The organism is Ruegeria sp. CDSB136 (genome assembly GCF_059610965.1).
In genome coordinates, this window is record NZ_JBXWOP010000019.1 from 15593 (window position 1) to 34029 (window position 18437).

An 18437-nucleotide genomic window follows, 5' to 3' on the forward strand; every position below is an offset into this window, starting at 1 on the left:
CCTTCGCGCCGCCACAGGAGAAGACACACATGACATCTGGACGGGTTAACCCGCAATTCCGCCTCGAGGATCAGGGCATCGAGGGTCTGGGCAATGTCTATTACAACTTCATGGAACCGGCGCTGATCGAAGAGGCGCTGAAGCGCGGCGAGGGCACGCTGGGCAATGGCGGCGCGTTTCTGGTTACGACTGGCAAATTCACAGGCCGGTCTCCGAAAGACAAGCATGTTGTCAAGACCGACAGCGTCGCCGACACCATCTGGTGGGAAAACAACGCCGCAATGACCCCCCAGGGCTTTGACGCGCTATATGAGGATATGCTGGCCCATATGAAGGGTCGCGACTATTTCGTGCAGGACCTGGTCGGTGGGGCCGATCCGGCCTATTCGATCAACGTGCGCATGGTCACCGAACTGGCCTGGCACAACCTGTTTATCCGCCACCTGCTGCGCCGGCCGGATCGCGCTGACTTGGACGAGTTCACCGCGGATTTCACCGTCATCAACTGCCCCAGTTTCAGCGCGGACCCGAAAAAGCACGGCTGCCGCAGCGAGACCGTGATTGCGCTGAACTTCGACCGCAAGCTGATCCTGATCGGCGGCACAGAATATGCAGGTGAGAACAAAAAGTCGGTCTTTACCCTGCTGAACTACATGCTGCCCGAAAAGGGCGTGATGCCGATGCACTGCTCGGCCAACCATGCTGTGGGCAACCCGGTTGATACCGCCGTGTTCTTCGGCCTGTCCGGCACCGGCAAAACCACCTTGTCCGCCGACCCGTCCCGCGTGCTGATCGGCGATGACGAGCACGGCTGGTCCGACCGCGGCACTTTCAACTTCGAAGGTGGCTGCTATGCCAAGACCATCAACCTGAATGCCGAGGCAGAACCCGAGATTTACGCCACCACCACGAAATTCGGCACGGTGATCGAGAACATGGTCTTCGATCCCGAGACCAAAAAACTGGATTTCGACGACGATTCCCTGACAGCGAACATGCGTTGCGCCTATCCGCTGGAATATATCTCGAACGCATCGAAATCGGCGTTGGGCGGCCATCCAAAGAATATCATCATGCTGACCTGCGACGCATTTGGTGTTCTGCCCCCGATTGCGCGGCTGACACCGGCGCAGGCGATGTATCACTTCCTGTCAGGCTTCACGTCGAAAGTCGCCGGTACCGAGCGTGGCATTACCGAGCCTCAGCCCACATTCTCGACCTGCTTTGGCGCACCTTTCATGCCGCGCCGCCCCGAGGCCTACGGCAACCTGCTGCGGGACAAGATTGCCCAGCACGGCGCGACCTGCTGGCTGGTGAACACCGGCTGGACCGGAGGCGCTTACGGCGTTGGCAGCCGGATGCCCATCAAGGCAACCCGCGCGCTGCTGACTGCGGCGCTGGAAGGGTCGCTGGCGGATGCGGAGTTCCGCAAGGATGCCAGCTTTGGCTTTGACGTTCCGGTCTCGGTTCCCGGTGTGCCCGAAGTCCTGCTGGACCCGCGCCGCACATGGGACGATCAGGCAGCCTTCGACAAACAGGCTGGAAAACTGGTGCAGATGTTTGCCGAAAACTTTGAGCAATATCTGCCCTTTATCGACGAAGACATCAAAGCCGTCGCAATCGGATAAGGCAATTTCAGGGGCCACCGCGCCCCTGATTTCATCCGGACCCGGGTGAAAGGCGCAGCACTGCTCGCCATATAGATGTATTCACCCATATGTGTTGGCAATTGCATTGCCTGATGCGGCGAATTGCGCTACCCACGTTTTCATTAAGGTCAAAAAAGTGCCCGGCACGAAACGCACCGGGCCGCAACTGAAAGAACTTTTGGGCAGCTCTCAAGAACTCACTCACCTTGGAAATTGAGCAGCCTAATCAGGAAACCTGTTTAGTCCCAGAGGGATGAGTGTCAATATGAGACATGCCAAATACAGCACCACACTGCATGTTTCTCATCACCACGGGTGACTGAAACCTGACTAAGGGGAAAACGGAAAATCATGACGGAAATTTCGAAACTCACTGAATTGCGCAAACTCATGCAGAGCATGGAACGAACGCTGGGCCTCGAGAAGCTCTCTCCGGTTGAGCGCGATATCTACTATGCCGCCGAGGAACTGTCCAAATCCGACGAGGAAGTGCGCACTTTCGGTTTGATCGAACACACCCTTGTCAAAAGCGTTTCGCGCCCGACATTCTTCCGCGCGCTGAAATCGCTGGTCCAGAAAGGGTATCTGTCACAAAGCGGCAGCGCCAACCGGGGGCGGTATATCGTTCATGCACCCAGATGAAGCCGCTGCGTTTTGTGACGACGGCTGATTGTCGTGCGCAAATGGGCTACCGAAACCTTCTACGCCTCTTTGGCCTATGTGGTGGTATCGTTCCTCACGTTTGAGGTTCTGATGCCCCTTCAGAACGTGTTTTTTCCTGAATACCCCAGCCGGGCCAGCCTGTTGTTTCTGCCGCATGGCGTACGGGTTCTGGCCGCCTGGCTGTTGGGATGGCGCGCCGTTTTTGCACTGCTGCCCGGTGTTTTCATCGTCTTCGCTTATGTCGGCGGATGGGACGTGTTCCTGCCCAGCCGCCTGATGGCAATGGTCATTGCCGTCGCGACCGCGCCTGCGGTGTTTTATCTGTGTAAAGGGCTTGGCTGGGACCTATTTCCCCGGCCCGACAAACGGCCATGCTGGGCCTGTGTCATGGGTGTGGGGATTGTCACGTCGTTTCTGGTGTCGATCCTGACCAACATGGCCTTTGGCAGCGCCACGGCGGAATACATCGCCTTTTTGATTGGCGATATCTCTGGTTTGTTTTTTCTGATGCTGATCCTCTACTTCTCGTTCCGCTACGCGGACAGCCGGGCCTGACCCTTCAACCCGTCAGCCCCCGGCGAAGCAGATTCAGGCCGCCGATCAGCAACACGATCAACGTCACCTTGCGGAACCGAGCCTGATCAATCCGTGCCTGAAACTTCAGCCCTGCCCACAACCCAATGACCGCCGGTGCGATCAGAAAACCGGAAAATGCGGCCGTTTCCATTCGTAGGATGCCTGATCCCAGATGGGCAAAAACCAGCGCCACCGCACCCAGCCCGTAAACGACGCCCTGAACCCGCATCTGATCTGCCTTCGACGTGTTCAGGGCCGTCAGGTACATCACGGTCGGCGGCCCCCAGATGCCTGACATGCCGCCCACGAAACCGGCAACCGAACCCATCGCCGCCTCAATCCAGGCTGAAGGTTTCGACAATGTCAGCTTTGATCCCAAGACCTGAATCAGCGCAAAGAAGGTCACCGGTGCGCCGATCATCAGCAACAGCGTTCGCGGCGGAACCAGGCTGACCAGTTGGGCACCCGCAAACAAAAACAGCAGCCCCACGATCAGAAACACACGGAACCGTCGGATGGACGACACCGCTGCGGGGACACCTTCGCGCAACGCCTGAACTCCGTTTGTGACCAAAGTTGGCAGGATCAGCCCGGCCACGGCCCATTCGGGCGGCAAGAAGATGCTCAGCCCCGAAACCAGAACCATGGGCATGGCAAATCCGACCATTCCCTTGATGCAACCGGCAAGAAAGGCAATCGAAACGGCCAGCGCCAGATCCTGTGTCGAGAGTATTGAAAACCATGTCATGCCTCGTTGATACCATTCCCAGATTTCTCTGCACTGCAAAACTCATCGGGTAATTTTTGAACTTTTTACCTGCAAATTTCGTATTTTTGTTGCGCTGCACGTGCAGCATGATATGACCAGACGACCCAGAGAAGGACGTGATTCATGGCCCACGACGGACAGGATATGACCCAGATGACGACACCTGCGATTTTGCCCGATCTGCTGACCCTGACCCGAGCTGCCGTTCCGGCGGTCGAGGCGGTTTTTGAACGGGCGCGGGAATCCGTCCGCGATATGGTCAGCGCTGACGGTAAGATTTCGGGGGCACTGATCGAAGCCAACCAGACCGCCGCGCACGGCCTTGCATGGCTGGCTACCTATAATCAATCCCTGCAACAGATGCAGCGTTGGGCCGAAACGCTGGAGGCCGACGGCAAGTTCGGTGAAATCGAACAGATGCTACACCAGATCGCCTTTGGCGAATACTTGCATCAGGTCGCGGGCGGCATTCCGATGAACCAAGGCGAGGTTGTGCGCCTGCAGGATCTGGGGCTGGGCTGGGACGCGTTGTCCGGGTTCCAGTGTTCCGAAGTTCAAACCCTGATGGCACAGGCCAATTCACAGGCCGCACGCAGCCGTCTGGTCGCGCTGATGCAGGATCAGTCCGGCGCCACCATGTTCGGCGCCTCGGGTCTGGACGAAGAGCTTGAAATGATCCGCAACCAGTTCCGCCGCTATGCGCAGGAAAAGGTCGAACCGAACGCGCATGACTGGCACCTCAAGGATGAACTTATCCCGATCGAGATCATTGAAGAACTGGCGGAAATGGGCGTCTTCGGCCTGACCATTCCCGAAGAATTCGGTGGGTTCGGATTGTCCAAAGCCTCGATGTGCGTAGTGTCCGAGGAACTGTCACGCGGCTATATCGGCGTTGGTTCACTGGGGACCCGGTCCGAGATCGCGGCTGAACTGATCATTGCGGGCGGCACGGATGAGCAAAAGGCGCAATGGTTGCCCAAGATCGCCAGCGCCGAGATTCTGCCGACTGCCGTGTTCACCGAACCCAACACCGGCTCGGACCTTGGCAGCCTGCGCACCCGTGCGGTCAAGGACGAGAACGGTGATTACAAGATCACCGGCAACAAAACCTGGATCACGCATGCGGCGCGCACCCATGTGATGACCCTGCTGGCGCGCACCAATCCCGACACCACCGATCACCGCGGATTGTCCATGTTCCTGGCGGAAAAGACGCCCGGTACGGATGAAAACCCCTTCCCCACCCCCGGCATGACCGGCGGTGAGATCGAGGTGCTGGGCTATCGCGGCATGAAGGAATACGAGCTGGGTTTTGACGGCTTCCACGTCAAGGGCGAAAACCTGCTGGGCGGCGAAGAAGGAAAAGGCTTCAAGCAGTTGATGGAAACCTTCGAATCCGCGCGTATCCAGACGGCGGCACGCGCCATTGGCGTGGCGCAATGCGCGCTGGATATTGCCATGCAATACGCGCAGGACCGCAAACAGTTTGGCAAATCTCTGATCAACTTCCCGCGTGTGTCGGGCAAGCTGGCCATGATGGCGGTCGAGATCATGATCGCGCGGCAGCTGACCTACTTCAGCGCCTGGGAAAAAGACCATGGCCAGCGCTGCGATCTTGAGGCCGGAATGGCCAAGCTGCTGGGCGCGCGTGTCGCATGGGCGGCAGCGGATAACGGGCTGCAAATTCATGGCGGCAACGGCTTTGCGCTGGAATACAAGATCAGCCGCGTGCTGTGTGATGCGCGCATTCTGAACATTTTCGAAGGAGCTGCCGAAATTCAGGCTCAGGTTATCGCGCGACGTCTGCTCGGCTGACCGGTTTTCGGCATCTCTGTTTCCCCAACTGGACCCGGTCTTGCACCGGGTCTTTTCTTGTTTTGTCGGATTTGCACGCGCCTGGACCTTCCGGTCGTTCGTATTTCACATGCGCAAACCCTGGCGAACTCGGTTGCCTACCAGGATGTGCCTCTGAATCGGGGCATGAAAATTTCCCCCTCTGATTCCGCGCGAAACTGGGGTAGAGCATCCCGTGGAACAGACGGAACCACACGGGCAGTTGGTAAACAAAGAATGACCAGAATATTTCTTGCACTTTGGGTGACCCTAACCGCGATCGCCCTGAGCGGCTGCGCGACCACGCAGCCGACAGCGGGCCAAAGCGACATCGACGCGCTGGCGCAAGCGATCGGAGGCCTCGGCCCCGACGTTGACCCGGCCGAGGCGCAAAGGGCCGCCACAATCGCTTACACCTATTCGCAGCGTCTGGCGCGGGAATGGCAGGTCGAGGATCCGGCCATCATCCACAACGCCAAGGTCATCAACGGTTTTCGCGAATATGGGTTGTGCAATGACTGGGCCGAGGCCATGACGAAGCGGCTGCGGCAGGAGGATTTCCGCACGCTTGACCTGAACTGGGCCACGTCTCCGCCGACGGCGTTCCGGATCATCCACCATTCGGCGTCGATCAGCGCCACTGGGGCGTCGTTGTATGACGGCATTATCCTAGACCCGTGGCGCAACAGCGGCGCCTTGCACTGGGCACCGGTGCGCGAGGATACCAAGTATAACTGGCGGCCCCGAAGCGAGGTGCGCGCTGAATTGCTGAGCGGCGAGATACCTTATTGATCTGGACCACACAGGTTTCGCCAACATACGCAAAAGGATAAGATACCGTCATGACACGCCTGATCCTGACTCTGCCCCTGCTGGCGTTGCTGCAATGCAACAAGGACGAATCCGTGGCCGCCTATGGCGCGGCGGACCGCACATGGACCTTGCAGGAAATCGACGGGCAGTCATTTGAAGCCAGCGCCCTGCTGCGGTTCCCCGAAGAGGGCAGGATCGAAGGCAACGCACCTTGCAACAGCTACAGCGGCACCTTGAACGCGCCTTATCCGTGGTTCGAGGTCACCGACCTGAACGCAACCCGCGCGGCCTGTGCGGGGCTTGAGGCCGAAGGTTTCTATTTCGCGGCCCTGCTGGCGATGACCCAGTCCGAGGTGTCGGGCGATGTGCTGATCCTACGCAATGAGGACGGGCACGAGATGGTGTTCAAAGCCGCCGAGTGAGCTGATCCAGAAACCGCGCCCGGGCCGCCGGCAAGGGGTGGTGGCCAAGTGCAGGCGCTACCCGGTGTTCCAGAAAATAGCCCGTTGTTTTCAACCCTTCGACGATCTCGGCATCCGGTGCCTGCCCTTCGCCGCGCAGGCAGGGGGGCAGCGGCAACAATCGGTCGGCCCACTCTCCCGCTCCGGCTGCACTGACCGCGCGCCCGGTTTTGGGGGAGACATAGATCAACCCCTCGGTCGCGCCTGTTACAGCGCAGGCCGAGAGATCGAGGCCGAAACCCAATTCCTCTAGCAGCGCCAGTTCCCAGCGCAAATAGGCCAGTGGCCAGATGTCATCCTGCCCCAGCAGGTCCATCAACTGTTCAGTCTGCTTGTAGATGCCCGGATGCGGTTCTCGCTCGGGCAGGCAGAAGGACAGAAGCGACAACACCGTGTTCAGCCCGGCCAGCGCCAGACGTCCTGAAAAGGCCGCCGCCGCGCGCGATCGCAGGGGTTCGACCTGAAAAGTTCCGATATGTTCTTCAAGCCGCGCCCGCCACAGCACATCCAGCTGCGCACCGGGCTGCAGGATCGGCGCAATCTTGCGGCTGGCCCCGCCACGTACGACACCGGCATGACGTCCATGGGTCTGGGTAAAGACCTCGATAATCGCCGCCGTTTCGCCATGGCGGCGAGAGGTCAGAAGTATGCCGTGATCGCGCCAGTCCAAATGGGCCCCGTGCCGTTTGCTGTGCCCATTTGACCTGTGGCGGGTCTGGACCGCAACCATGAAAGCTTGACGTGCAGGCGATATCACTCTCTAATTAACATTAGAGTTAAATAGGGATGAGATATGATGCGCGGAATTACAATCACATATCGCTACGATGGCGACGAGACTGAATGGCTGGAAGCCATAAACACGTTCATCGCGGCGATCGACGCCGACCCCGAGGCCGCAGGGAAATTCGCCTATCAGGTTGCGGTGGCCGATGATGGTGTGTCCCGGTTTCACTGGGGTCGCTGGGACAGTGCCGAGACATTGGCCCATGTGCAGTCGCAGCCATATTTTCAGGCGTTTGCGCCCAAGGTGAAAATGTTTGCCGGTGATACGCTCAGCGCCACCGGGCACGATATCACACAGAAAAGCGGCGGGTGGTAAGGCCAGAGTGGTTCCACAGAATGCGAGGTCAGAACGTCACGCCCGCGTGGATCAGGATGCCGATGACCATGAGCAGATTCAGCACCATCGAGATTCCGTTGCCCACGTAAATCGGCAGTTTGCCGACCACCAACCCGTAGGCGAACCACAGAAACGACAGACCGGCATAGAGCGACCACGAAAGCAGTGACTGACCGGTGGCGTGCTGGGAGTGAGTAAAGTAGAGCTTGATCAATTGCGGAAGGGTGGCGAACGGGCCGAAGACTCCGACGAAAACCATGAAGCCCTCGAACCGCTGCATCCAGTGGCCAAGCTCGGATTTTTCCAGTTTCTCAGCGAGTGTTTCAGCCACGCGAACACCTCATCGTCTTGTGTTGTTTCCCGGATAGGCCAGTCCGTTCTGGCCAGGAGCAGGTTCAAAATAGACGCTTTGATCCGTGCGTCAAAGACCCTTCGAAGCAGGGATCATTCCAACCCCTCTTCCCCCAACAAATGCCGGCCCTGCCGGTCCTCGACCTCGATCACCCAGAGATCGGGGTCAAAGCTGCGTTGGCGCTGGATGGCGGCGTCCACGTCCGGCTCGGGGCCGCCGGACAGTTCGACCCATTTGCGTTCGCCGCTCATCAGATCAAAGCTGCGCTGGAAGGCCGTGGCCTGCCCGTCAAGCGTGTTCAGCTTGATCAGCACCGCGCCTGCCGTGTCGTCGCCATGGGCCACGACGAAGGCAGGAATTTCCTGAAAGCGAAGCCGCGCCAGATAGGCATGGACCCAGAATTCCGCCGTCAGTCGGGTCATGCGTTGCCGTCTTTGAAATCCAGACCCATTTCCGAATAGCGTTCGGATTCTTCCAGCCAGTTGGGTCGGACTTTGACCTGCAGGAACAGGTGGATTTTGCGGTCGAGGAACTCTTCCAACTCTGCCCGCGCGGCCTGGCTGACGGCCTTGATCGTCTCGCCGCGCTTGCCCAGCACGATGCCCTTGTGGCCATCGCGCATGACATAGATGACCTGATCGATTTTGGCGGAACCGTCCTTGCGTTCTTCCCAGTTCTCGGTCTCGACGGTCAGCTGGTACGGCAGTTCCTGATGCAGGCGCAGGGTCAGTTTCTCGCGCGTCATCTCGGCGGCGATCATGCGCAGGGGCAGATCGGCGATCTGGTCCTCGGGGTAAAGCCACGGGCCTTCGGGCAATTCCGAAGCCAGCCATTTGCGCAGGTCATCGACGCCATGGCCCTTTTCCGCCGAAATCATGAAGGTTTCGGCAAACGGATAGCGTGCGTTCAGATCGCTTGTCAGGGTCAGAAGTTTCTCGGACGGCACCTTGTCGATCTTGTTGATTGCCAGCGCAACGATGCGGCCCTGACCGATCTCCTCGAGACCTTCGAGGATACGCTCGACCCCTTCGGTGATGCCGCGATGGGCCTCGACCATCAGCACGACGACATCGGCATCCGCCGCCCCGCCCCAAGCGGCGGCGACCATGGCGCGGTCCAGGCGGCGGCGGGGCTTGAACAGGCCCGGCGTGTCGACAAAGACCAGTTGCGCGTCGCCTTCCATCGCCACGCCGCGAATTCGGGCACGGGTGGTCTGCACCTTGTGTGTCACGATGGAAACCTTCGCCCCGACCATGCGGTTCAGCAGGGTGGATTTGCCTGCGTTGGGCTCTCCGATCAGGGCGATAAATCCGGCGCGTGTGGTCATGTTCAATGCGATCCTGTTTGCAACTGCGCATCCCTATAGCAGATTGGCCATGCGGGCCAGAGGGATTTGTCGCATTGCCGCCATGCGTCCGGGATGGCACGAATACCGTGCGCTCAGCCGAACCCAGCCAGGCGATCAAATCCGAAAATGAGGCACATATGAAACGCCGTGAGTTTCTTTTGGGCAGTGGGGCTGCCGCAGGCGCATTGAGTCTGGGTGGATTGGGACTGGCAGCAGGTACGCAGGAACTGGTCATTCAACCGGCCAGCTTTGCGCTTAAGGATCAGGTGACCACGGGCATGGTCAGCCTGTCACCCGACGCACCGCCGCCGGTTCTGTATGGCACGCAGGGTGAGGTGATGCGCCTGCCGGTGCGCAACACTCTGCCCGATTACACCGCCATGCACTGGCACGGGATGCGGATTGCCAACCAGATGGACGGGGTGCCTTATCTGACCCAGATGCCGATCGGAACGGATGAGGTCTTTACCTATGAATTCACGCCACCGGATGCCGGAACCTATTGGTATCACCCGCATTGCATGACGATGGAGCAGATGGCCCATGGGCTGACCGGGGTGATGGTCATCGCCGAGGCCGAAGACCCCGGCTTTGATAGTGAGCAAGTGGTCAACCTCCGGGATTTCCGCTTGGGCGAGGACGGGCAGTTTCTGCCTGCCTTTACCGCGCGCGGGGCCGCGCGGGCGGGTACGTTCGGAAATGTTCAGACGGCGAACTGGCTGACGGGGCCGGCCTATGATCATCCGGCGGGCAGCCTGGTGCGGCTGCGGGTTCTCAATTCGGATACGACCCGCATCTACAAACTGCATCTGGCCGGGGCCGAGGCGCGGATTATCGCCTGGGATGGTCATCCGGTCGAAATCGCGCTGCCGATGCCAAGCGTGGCAGACCCCTTGCTGGTCGGTCCCGGCCAACGGGTCGACTTTGCCGTTGCGATGCCTGCCGATGAAGGGCGAACCGTCGATCTGATGGCGAAACTGCCGGGAAGTGCACCGGTTGCCATGGCGCGACTGCGGTCTGTCGGAGCCGCGCTTTCGCGGGACTTGCGGGACCTGCGCCCCCTGCCCATCAACCCGGTCGCCAGGCCGGATCTGGTGCGGGCCGAGGTGCACGAATTCGTCTTTGGCTGGACACCCGAGGGCGGCGCGCCCAATAACGGGTTCTGCGGTTCGCTGGGTTACAACTTCTGGTCGGTCAACAGAACCCCGTGGCCCGGCGATGCGGCTCAGGGTGTCGGCCCGCTGGCCACATTGGAGATGGGCAAAACCTACGTACTGCGGCTGCGCAATGAATCGCCCAATCTGCATCCGATCCACCTGCATGGGCTGGCCTTTGTGCCGCTGAAATCGAACCTGCGCCAACTGCCGCCTCTGATGACGGACACGATGCTGTTGCTGAAGGACGAGGTGGCCGAGATCGCGCTTGTCGCGGACAATCCCGGCGACTGGGCGTTTCATTGCCATGTAATCGAGCATCAGAAAACCGGGCTGACCGCGTATATCCGGGTGGTCTAAGCGTCGGATCGGCCGCGCTAATCCAGCCGGTAGGGGGCCAGCCCCCTCGCCCGGATGTCATCCGGGCTCACCCCCGGGATACTTTCGGCCAGATGAAGAATGATCCCTGTCGGGCTATTTCGCGAGATTTTCCAGCAGCGCCTTGGCTGCCGCCTGTTCCGCCTGCCGTTTCGATCCGGCGGTGGCCTGCGCCTCGGTTCCGTCCTGCAGACGGGCCGCAATGGTGAAGACCGGGGCGTGATCCGGACCGCTGCGCTTGACTTCGACGTAAGCGGGCGGCTTTTGACCGCGGGCCTGCGCCCATTCCTGCAGCGCGGTTTTCGCGTCGCGGGCGTCCGCCTCGACCTTGTGAATACGATCGCCCCAGAGCGCGAGGATGACATCGCGGGCAGCCTCAAACCCCGCATCGCGGTAGACGGCGGCGATCACCGCCTCCATCGCGTCCCCCAGCAAGGCCTGTTTGCGGCGCCCGCCGGACAGCATCTCGGACCGGCCCAGTTTCAGGACCGCGCCCAGATCAATCTGGCGGGCCACGTCGGCGCAGGCCTCTTTGCGAACAAGTGCGTTGAATCGCGGGGCCAGTTGGCCTTCGGAGGCATTCTTGTCCGCCTCAAGCAAGGCGGTGGCCATCACCAGGCCCAGGACCCGGTCGCCCAGAAACTCGAGCCGTTGATTGTCGGGCCGGGTCGTCGAGGACACCGATCCGTGGGTCAGCGCGCGCAGCAGCAGTTCGGGGCTTTTGAATTCGTACCCCAAACGCCGCTGGAAGGCTTTTATTTCGGCTGAAAGCTTCAATTGACCGCCTTGAAGAAGCGGTCGCCCCGCCAGGTCCAGAAGAACAGCATCGAACGGCCAGCGGACGAGAACATGATCCGGTCGGCGCGGCCGATCAGGTTTTCATAAGGAACATAGCCGACGCCGCCTGCGGACTGTGGCACGCGGCTGTCGCTGGAATTGTCGCGGTTGTCGCCCATGAAGAAATAGTGGCCTTCGGGAACCGTGTAGATGCCGGTGTTGTCGGACCCCTGATTGCGGATGTTCAGCACCTCGTAGGAAGCACCGTTCGGCAGGGTTTCGATCAGGCGGCTTTTTTCGCAGGCACCGCCAATGCCGACAGGGCCGTTTTCGCAGCGCGGGCGCAGACCCTGCGGGCCTTGCGGTTCGGCAATTTCGGTGAACACGCCGTCGGGGGTTTGCTGCACGGGTGTGCCGTTCAGGATGATCACCCCGTCGCGGACCTGAATGCGGTCGCCGGGCAGGCCGATCAGCCGCTTGATGAAATCGCGCCCTGTGACGGGGTGGCGGAAAACGATGACATCGCCGCGATCGGGCTCGCCGCCCCAGATGCGCGTATTGTCATCCCCCTGCATCCAGCCGCAGATATCCTCGGCATCGATGTTTAGACCGACGCTGGGAATGATCACGCTGGGGCAGGACGCGTAGGAGTAGCCGTAGGCCATCTTGTTCACGAACAGGAAGTCGCCGATCAGCAAGGTGGGCTTCATCGAGCCGGACGGGATCCAGAAGGGCTGAAAGAACAGGGTACGGAAAATGCCCGCGATCAGCAGGGCATAGACGATGGTTTTGATCGTCTCCCAGACGGCGTTACCTGATTTGGCTTCCTCGGCCATACTGCTCTCCGGTCCTTGGCTTATTGGGTTGCTACATGCGGGTCGACCGGAGGCAAGTCAAGGCTGTGCGGGGCGATCTTGAACGGGGCGCGCCTCGATCACAACAAAGGCCTGCGCCCAGGGGTGGTCGTCCGTCAGGGTGACGTGGATGATGGCCTCATAACCTTCGGGCGTTATTTCCTTCAGCCGTTCGGCGGCCCAGCCGGTGACGTGCATAATGGGCTGGCCGGTGCGCAGATTGGTCACGGCCATGTCTTTCCACGCAATGCCCATGCGCAGACCGGTGCCCAGCGCCTTGGAACACGCCTCTTTTGCGGCCCAGCGTTTGGCGTAGGTTCCGGCGGTGTCGTGGCGGCGCTCGGCCTTGCGCTGTTCGGTGTCGGTGAAAACACGGTTGCGGAACCGGTCGCCGAACCGGTCGAGCGTGCCCTGAATGCGGTCGATATTTGCGAGGTCTGTGCCGATGCCCAGGATCAAACGTTACATTCCCTTTTGAGCGTTCTTTTCCAGTGCTTTAAGTTCTCTTTTTGCCGCCATGGAAAAGAAAATTCGGACCGAAATGAAGACAATAACGATATAGAAAAGCATCACGCCAATGAATACCCCACTACTGCCGCTGGAGAGTACAGAGGTAAAAACGTAGTAAAAGGTTGGCCCGACTAAGATCAGACCGAGAGTAGATGTCACAACGGCTTCTACACAAATGAAAACCAGAGTCGCCAGCACCGCAAATCGCCATCCCTGGCTAGCTGCCAACAATCGCCCGTTCTCGCGGACATACTTTTGCCCCGAGGCCACCGCCGCTCCGAATACCGGTGCGATCGAAACTGCAAATGACGAAATCTCAAAGTTAAAAAACGCTAAAGATAGCAAATCAATGAATACCATAGCTACGCGTATTGCAATCAACCATAGAGCAAAATTCTGGAGACTCGGTTTTTTCATTTTTCTATTTTCTATTTTCTATTTTCTATTTTCTATTTTCTATTTTCTATTTTCTATTTTCCAAGAGGTTACGCGTCAAACGAGAGGCGTTTCAAACGAGAAGCGTTAGAGTGAAATTTTCTCGCATCACGACACCCGCACCGTCAGTATCTTGTAACTCGCCACGCCAAAGAAACCGGCAAAGGCGAAATCGAACCAGCGGCGGGCGCGGCGGTAGGAGCGAACCATGCGCTCGGACGAGAACAGGAAAGCGTAGCCGATGAAGATCAGCAGTGAGCCTGCGTAGAGCATTGCAAAATAACCCAGCAGCATCGCAAGGCTGGCATCGTTCGGGGCGACGATGGCGTAGATCGAGCCCCAGCTGAGGATCGCCTTGGGGTTGGTCAGGTGGATGGCGGCACCTTTGGCGAAGATCGTGCGGAGCGAGCCAGTGACCGGTTTGCCCAGCGCGACCTCATCCGCGGACAAGGCGCAGCGCAGGGCCTTGAGGGCCAGCCAGCCCAGATAAGCCACGCCGATATAACGGATCACCTCGAACACCCAGACATTGGCCAGCATGATCGCCGACAGCCCGAGCGCCGCCGCGACGCCCCATGCAGCGGAACCGGCGCAGATTCCCAGTGCAAACACCAGGCCCGCGCGACGGCCTTCGTTCATGGCGGTGCCCGCGATGCCCATCGTCGCCGGACCCGGAGAGCCCCCGGCCATCAGCCAGGCAAACCAGATCGCGACAAAGGCGGGCGTGATCATGCGCGCGCCTCATCCATCAGGCGGCGCATCTCGGCAATCGTTGGTGTTAGGCCCCGGAAAATCGCCTCGCCGATCAGGAAATGGCCGATATTGAGTTCGCGCACCTCGGGGAAAGCGGCAACGGGTTTGACCGATTCATAGGTCAGGCCATGGCCCGCGTGAACTTCGAGCCCCAGCGAATGGGCGTATGTGGACATCTCGCGCAGCGCTTCCAGCTCGCGCGCGGCGTCTTCCATGCGGCCTTCGGCGTGGAAATCGCAATAGGCGCCGGTATGCAGTTCGATCACCTCGGCACCGATACGGTGGGCGGCGTCGATCTGGCGCTTGTCGGCGGCGATGAAGATCGACACGCGGCAGCCGACATCGCGCAGGGGGGCGATGAAATGGGCCAGCTTGTTTTCCTCGCGCGCGACTTCGAGCCCGCCTTCGGTGGTGCGTTCCTCACGCTTTTCCGGAACGATGCACACTGCGTGCGGTTTGTGGCGCAGGGCAATTTTTTGCATCTCGTCGGTCGCGGCCATTTCGAAATTCAGGGGCACGGTCAGAACCTCCATCAGCCCGTCGATATCGGCGTCCGAGATATGGCGGCGATCTTCGCGCAAATGCGCGGTGATGCCGTCCGCGCCCGCCTCTTCCGCGATCCTTGCGGCGCGTAGAGGGTCGGGATAGTCCCCGCCACGGGCGTTGCGCACGGTGGCCACGTGGTCGATATTCACGCCCAGACGCAGATAGTTGTCAGACATCACGCGATTCCTTTTTCTGGTTTTGGCCCGAGCCTAGAGGCTTTGTTTCGGGAACGGCAGTCTTTGCACCGGCCAGCCGTTTGATTTCTTCAAACTTCGCCTTGATCTTCGCCCGGCGGCGCTGCTGGTATTTGCGGATCAGCGGCAGGCTGAGATACCCGCAGATTATCCCGGCCAGAAGGCCCGGGAGGACGCCGCCGATCATGTAGGGATAAAATACCTCGCTATAGAAGATACTCAGTCCGTCCCAGTCTGCGACCCGGTCCGTGAACATCGCGAAGAAATTGTCCTTCAGATCGCCCATGGCATCGGCGAACTTGCCCATCAGACCCCGGGTTTCGCTTTTTTCGAACTCGGTTCCCAGCAGGAAATGCCCGGTTTGCAGGCAGATCACACCGATGGGGACATAAGTAAGAGGATTGCCAAAAAACGTGCCGCTGAGGGAGGCCAGGATATTGCCGTTGATCAGCCGCGCGCCGACCGCCGCGACCAGAAAGTGCAGACCATAGAAAGGGGTGAACGCGGCAAAGACCCCTGCCCCGATACCGCGCGCAATGCGTTCGGGCGTGTCAGGCAGGCGACGGACGCGGTGTTTGACATAGTGAAAGGCACGGGTCCAGCCCCCACGGGGATAGACAAATTCCGAAGCGATCCGGGCAGGCGAGCGTCGGTCTCGGCGCTTGAAAACCACTCGTGATCACCCTCTCTCAACCAGCCGCCACTGCGGTTTTAGTCCGATCCCTGAAACGCTCCACCGCGGCAACGTCGCTTTCCGCTTCGAGCATCAGCATCAGCGAATGCAACTGCTCCAGATCACGCAGTTCGACATTGATCAGCAGGCGGTAAAAATCCGGTTTTCGGTCGACAAATTCCAGGTTCGAGATATTGGCCTTTTTCTCGCCGATCAATGTGCAGATTCGCCCCAGCACACCGGCATCATTGCCGATGGTCAGATCAAGTGTCGCGCCATAAACAGCCTGATGGGTGCCGTGATGCCAGTGCAGATCAACCCAACGCTCGGGCTCATCCTCGAATTCGGACAGGCGGTCGCAGTCGATGGCATGGACCACCACGCCCTTGCCGCGATAGGTGATGCCAACGATGCGTTCACCCGGCAGCGGCTGGCAACAGGGCGCGCGGTCGAATTTCTGCCCCGCCTCAAGCCCGATGACCGCGCGGCGCAGCGGGATGGCATCGCCGTCGTCCTGGGTCAGTTCGGGATAGACGGCGCTGACCACCTCGTGCGCGGTCAGTTCGGCGCTGCCGAGACGGGCCAGCAATTCATGACGATCCTTCAGGCGCAGGTGCTTGGCGGCGGTGTCCAGCGCCTTGTCGGTGGCCTTGCGGCCCACATGTTCGAACCCGGCGCGGGCCAGTTCCTTGCCCAGTTTGATGAACCGCTCGCGGTCAACCTCGCGCAGGGCGCGCCGTATCGAAGTGCGCGCCTTGCCGGTGACGGCAATCTCCAGCCATGTGACCTGCGGCGTCTGGCCATCGGCGGTGATGATGTCCACCGACTGTCCGTTCTTGAGCCGGGTCCACAGCGGCACCCGGATACCATCGACCTTTGCCCCCACGCAGGCGTGCCCGATGCGGGTATGAATGGCATAGGCAAAGTCGATCGGTGTCGCCCCGCGCGGCAGTTTCACCACGTCACCCTTGGGTGTGAAGCAGAACACCTGGTCGGAATACATCTCCAACTTGACCGCTTCGAGGAAGTCTTCGTGATCATCCTCGTTGTCGAACTGTTCGGTCAGATTGGCGATCCATTTGGCCGGGTCGACGGCAAACGGGTTTTCCGAGCGCACGCCATCGCGATAGGACCAGTGCGCGGCGACACCGGTTTCGGCAACGTCATGCATCTGGCGGGTGCGAATCTGAACTTCGACCCGTTTGCCGTCACGCCCCGAAACCGTGGTGTGGATCGAGCGGTAGCCGTTCGATTTCGGCTGGCTGATATAATCCTTGAACCGACCGGGCACCGCGCGCCAGCGCTGGTGAATGGCCCCGAGGGTGCGATAGCAATCTTCCTCGCTGGGCGTGATGATGCGGAATCCGTAGATGTCCGAGAGGCGCGAGAAGCCCTGATCCTTTTCCTGCATCTTGCGCCAGATCGAATAGGGTTTCTTGGCGCGGCCAAAGACCTCGGCCTCGATGCCCGCCTTTTCCAGCTCATGCCGCATGTCGCCGGTGATGCGGTGGATCACGTCGCCGGTTTCGCGTTGCAGGGTGATGAAGCGGCGAATGATCGACTGGCGGCCTTCGGGGTTCAGGACGCGGAAGGCGAGGTCTTCGAGTTCCTCGCGCATCCACTGCATCCCCATGCGGCCTGCGAGCGGCGCATAGATATCCATCGTCTCGCGCGCTTTTTGCACCTGCTTTTCCGGGCGCATCGCCTTGATGGTGCGCATGTTGTGCAGTCGGTCAGCCAGCTTGACCAGAATGACCCGCAGGTCCTTGGACATGGCCATGAAAAGCTTGCGGAAGTTTTCCGCCTGCTTGGTTTCGCGGCTGGAGAGTTGCAGGTTGGTCAGCTTGGTGACGCCGTCGACCAGTTTGGCGACCTCATCGCCGAACAGTTCCGAGACCTTGCCATAGCTGGCTTTGGTGTCTTCGATCGTGTCGTGCAGCAGCGCCGTGATGATCGTTGCATCATCCAGACGCTGTTCGGTCAGGATGGCGGCAACGGCAACCGGATGGGAAAAATAGGGCTCGCCGGAATGGCGGAACTGCCCTTCGTGCATCTGCATCCCGAACTCATAGGCGCGGGCGATGCGATCAGCATTTGTCTTTGGGTTGTAGTTGCGGACCAGCGCAATCAGGTCGTCAGCAGAAATCATCCGGTCCGCACCCTCATTCTTTGGGCTTACCCCTGACCCTGTGCCTCCATCAGAGCGCGCAGGAGCTTTTCTTCCGACATGTCGTCATCGGCAGGCTTGTCCGATTCCGCACCCATCAGCAGCGCCATCTGATCTTCTTCCGGCTCATCAACCTCGATCTGGGTCTGGTTGGCTTCGATCAGACGCTCGCGCAGGTCATCCGCGCTTTGGGTTTCGTCCGCAATCTCGCGCAGCGACACGACGGGGTTCTTGTCGTTGTCACGGTCCACGGTGATCGACGCACCGGCAGAAATCTCGCGCGCACGATGGGCGGCGAGCATCACCAGTTCGAACCGGTTCGGTACCTTGTCTACGCAGTCTTCAACCGTCACGCGGGCCATTGAGCGCTCTCCGTTACTGAATCCATGTCAGGAAGGGGATTATCTAA

At 59.9% G+C, this 18437-nt stretch carries 22 protein-coding genes; 8 read left to right on the top strand and 14 right to left on the bottom strand.

Annotated elements, in window-relative coordinates; genetic code table 11:
- Nucleotides 1-29: 29 nt before the first annotated feature.
- From AC2FIR_RS18720 to AC2FIR_RS18730, 3 genes are all read left to right on the top strand, one after another.
- Nucleotides 30-1628 carry a phosphoenolpyruvate carboxykinase gene (locus tag AC2FIR_RS18720; protein ID WP_496762874.1) on the top strand — a complete coding sequence of 533 codons (1599 nt, stop codon included), beginning with the start codon at nucleotides 30-32 and terminating at the stop codon, nucleotides 1626-1628.
- A 372-nt stretch (nucleotides 1629-2000) separates the two neighbouring features.
- Nucleotides 2001-2291, top strand: a complete 291-nt coding sequence (locus AC2FIR_RS18725) for a hypothetical protein (protein ID WP_480903625.1) — start codon at nucleotides 2001-2003, stop codon at nucleotides 2289-2291.
- A 33-nt stretch (nucleotides 2292-2324) separates the two neighbouring features.
- Nucleotides 2325-2867 carry a hypothetical protein gene (locus AC2FIR_RS18730; protein WP_496747183.1) on the top strand — a complete coding sequence of 181 codons (543 nt, stop codon included), beginning with the start codon at nucleotides 2325-2327 and terminating at the stop codon, nucleotides 2865-2867.
- Nucleotides 2868-2871: 4 nt separating this feature from the next.
- On the opposite strand, the gene AC2FIR_RS18735 is transcribed toward AC2FIR_RS18730, so the two are convergent.
- Nucleotides 2872-3636 carry a sulfite exporter TauE/SafE family protein gene (locus AC2FIR_RS18735; RefSeq protein ID WP_496747185.1) on the bottom strand — a complete coding sequence of 255 codons (765 nt, stop codon included), beginning with the start codon at nucleotides 3634-3636 and terminating at the stop codon, nucleotides 2872-2874.
- 144 nt (nucleotides 3637-3780) lie between these two features.
- On the opposite strand from AC2FIR_RS18735, the gene AC2FIR_RS18740 reads away from it, so the two are divergent.
- The 3 genes from AC2FIR_RS18740 (at nucleotide 3781) to AC2FIR_RS18750 (ending at nucleotide 6725) form a co-directional block, all read left to right on the top strand.
- Nucleotides 3781-5472, top strand: coding sequence for an acyl-CoA dehydrogenase family protein (locus AC2FIR_RS18740; protein WP_496747186.1), 1692 nt, complete (start codon nucleotides 3781-3783; stop codon nucleotides 5470-5472).
- Between the two features lie 255 nt (nucleotides 5473-5727).
- Nucleotides 5728-6282, top strand: coding sequence for a hypothetical protein (locus AC2FIR_RS18745; RefSeq protein WP_496747188.1), 555 nt, complete (start codon nucleotides 5728-5730; stop codon nucleotides 6280-6282).
- A 50-nt stretch (nucleotides 6283-6332) separates the two neighbouring features.
- Nucleotides 6333-6725, top strand: coding sequence for an META domain-containing protein (locus AC2FIR_RS18750; protein WP_480911801.1), 393 nt, complete (start codon nucleotides 6333-6335; stop codon nucleotides 6723-6725).
- Here AC2FIR_RS18750 and recO read toward each other — a convergent pair.
- Entirely contained in the window at nucleotides 6709-7434 is a 726-nt protein-coding gene (gene recO / locus AC2FIR_RS18755) for a DNA repair protein RecO (protein WP_496747190.1), read from the bottom strand. The genes AC2FIR_RS18750 and recO overlap by 17 nt on opposite strands.
- Before the next feature lie 126 nt (nucleotides 7435-7560).
- Here recO and AC2FIR_RS18760 point away from each other — a divergent pair, with 126 nt between their 5' ends.
- The gene (locus AC2FIR_RS18760; protein ID WP_480526266.1) at nucleotides 7561-7866 is read left to right on the top strand and encodes an NIPSNAP family protein; all 306 of its coding nucleotides are present in this window, start codon (nucleotides 7561-7563) and stop codon (nucleotides 7864-7866) included.
- Nucleotides 7867-7894: 28 nt separating this feature from the next.
- Here the strand turns inward: AC2FIR_RS18760 and AC2FIR_RS18765 are convergent, their stop codons facing one another.
- From AC2FIR_RS18765 to era, 3 genes are all read right to left on the bottom strand, one after another.
- Nucleotides 7895-8218 carry a SemiSWEET transporter gene (locus tag AC2FIR_RS18765; protein ID WP_170611911.1) on the bottom strand — a complete coding sequence of 108 codons (324 nt, stop codon included), beginning with the start codon at nucleotides 8216-8218 and terminating at the stop codon, nucleotides 7895-7897.
- 113 nt (nucleotides 8219-8331) lie between these two features.
- Entirely contained in the window at nucleotides 8332-8661 is a 330-nt protein-coding gene (locus AC2FIR_RS18770) for a DUF1491 family protein (RefSeq protein ID WP_170611913.1), read from the bottom strand.
- Nucleotides 8658-9566 carry a GTPase Era gene (gene era / locus AC2FIR_RS18775; protein WP_496747193.1) on the bottom strand — a complete coding sequence of 303 codons (909 nt, stop codon included), beginning with the start codon at nucleotides 9564-9566 and terminating at the stop codon, nucleotides 8658-8660. The genes AC2FIR_RS18770 and era overlap by 4 nt, the downstream gene beginning before the upstream one ends.
- Before the next feature lie 158 nt (nucleotides 9567-9724).
- On the opposite strand from era, the gene AC2FIR_RS18780 reads away from it, so the two are divergent.
- Complete coding sequence (locus AC2FIR_RS18780; RefSeq protein WP_496747195.1) at nucleotides 9725-11101, top strand: multicopper oxidase family protein; 1377 nt, start codon at nucleotides 9725-9727, stop codon at nucleotides 11099-11101.
- Nucleotides 11102-11215: 114 nt separating this feature from the next.
- Here AC2FIR_RS18780 and rnc read toward each other — a convergent pair whose 3' ends face one another.
- The 9 genes from rnc to rpoZ all read right to left on the bottom strand — a co-directional run bounded on the left by rnc (nucleotide 11216) and on the right by rpoZ (nucleotide 18390).
- Nucleotides 11216-11896 (bottom strand): ribonuclease III, encoded by a 681-nt coding sequence (rnc, locus tag AC2FIR_RS18785; RefSeq protein WP_480812507.1) that lies wholly within the window; start codon nucleotides 11894-11896, stop codon nucleotides 11216-11218.
- Nucleotides 11893-12732 carry a signal peptidase I gene (lepB, locus tag AC2FIR_RS18790; RefSeq protein ID WP_170681526.1) on the bottom strand — a complete coding sequence of 280 codons (840 nt, stop codon included), beginning with the start codon at nucleotides 12730-12732 and terminating at the stop codon, nucleotides 11893-11895. Before lepB ends, rnc begins: the two co-directional genes overlap by 4 nt.
- A 57-nt stretch (nucleotides 12733-12789) precedes the next feature.
- Nucleotides 12790-13209, bottom strand: coding sequence for a holo-ACP synthase (acpS, locus tag AC2FIR_RS18795; RefSeq protein ID WP_496747198.1), 420 nt, complete (start codon nucleotides 13207-13209; stop codon nucleotides 12790-12792).
- A gap of 3 nt (nucleotides 13210-13212) precedes the next feature.
- On the bottom strand, nucleotides 13213-13677 hold the full coding sequence (locus tag AC2FIR_RS18800; protein ID WP_496747200.1) for an ABZJ_00895 family protein: 465 nt from the start codon (nucleotides 13675-13677) through the stop codon (nucleotides 13213-13215).
- Nucleotides 13678-13803: 126 nt separating this feature from the next.
- Nucleotides 13804-14427 (bottom strand): LysE family translocator, encoded by a 624-nt coding sequence (locus tag AC2FIR_RS18805; RefSeq protein ID WP_496747202.1) that lies wholly within the window; start codon nucleotides 14425-14427, stop codon nucleotides 13804-13806.
- The gene (locus tag AC2FIR_RS18810) at nucleotides 14424-15170 is read right to left on the bottom strand and encodes a pyridoxine 5'-phosphate synthase (protein ID WP_496762879.1); all 747 of its coding nucleotides are present in this window, start codon (nucleotides 15168-15170) and stop codon (nucleotides 14424-14426) included. The genes AC2FIR_RS18805 and AC2FIR_RS18810 overlap by 4 nt, the downstream gene beginning before the upstream one ends.
- Entirely contained in the window at nucleotides 15163-15861 is a 699-nt protein-coding gene (locus AC2FIR_RS18815) for a DUF2062 domain-containing protein (protein ID WP_170611931.1), read from the bottom strand. The genes AC2FIR_RS18810 and AC2FIR_RS18815 overlap by 8 nt, the downstream gene beginning before the upstream one ends.
- Before the next feature lie 16 nt (nucleotides 15862-15877).
- The gene (locus AC2FIR_RS18820) at nucleotides 15878-18010 is read right to left on the bottom strand and encodes a RelA/SpoT family protein (RefSeq protein WP_170611933.1); all 2133 of its coding nucleotides are present in this window, start codon (nucleotides 18008-18010) and stop codon (nucleotides 15878-15880) included.
- Nucleotides 18011-18036: 26 nt separating this feature from the next.
- The gene (gene rpoZ / locus AC2FIR_RS18825) at nucleotides 18037-18390 is read right to left on the bottom strand and encodes a DNA-directed RNA polymerase subunit omega (protein ID WP_170611935.1); all 354 of its coding nucleotides are present in this window, start codon (nucleotides 18388-18390) and stop codon (nucleotides 18037-18039) included.
- Nucleotides 18391-18437 lie beyond the last annotated feature (47 nt).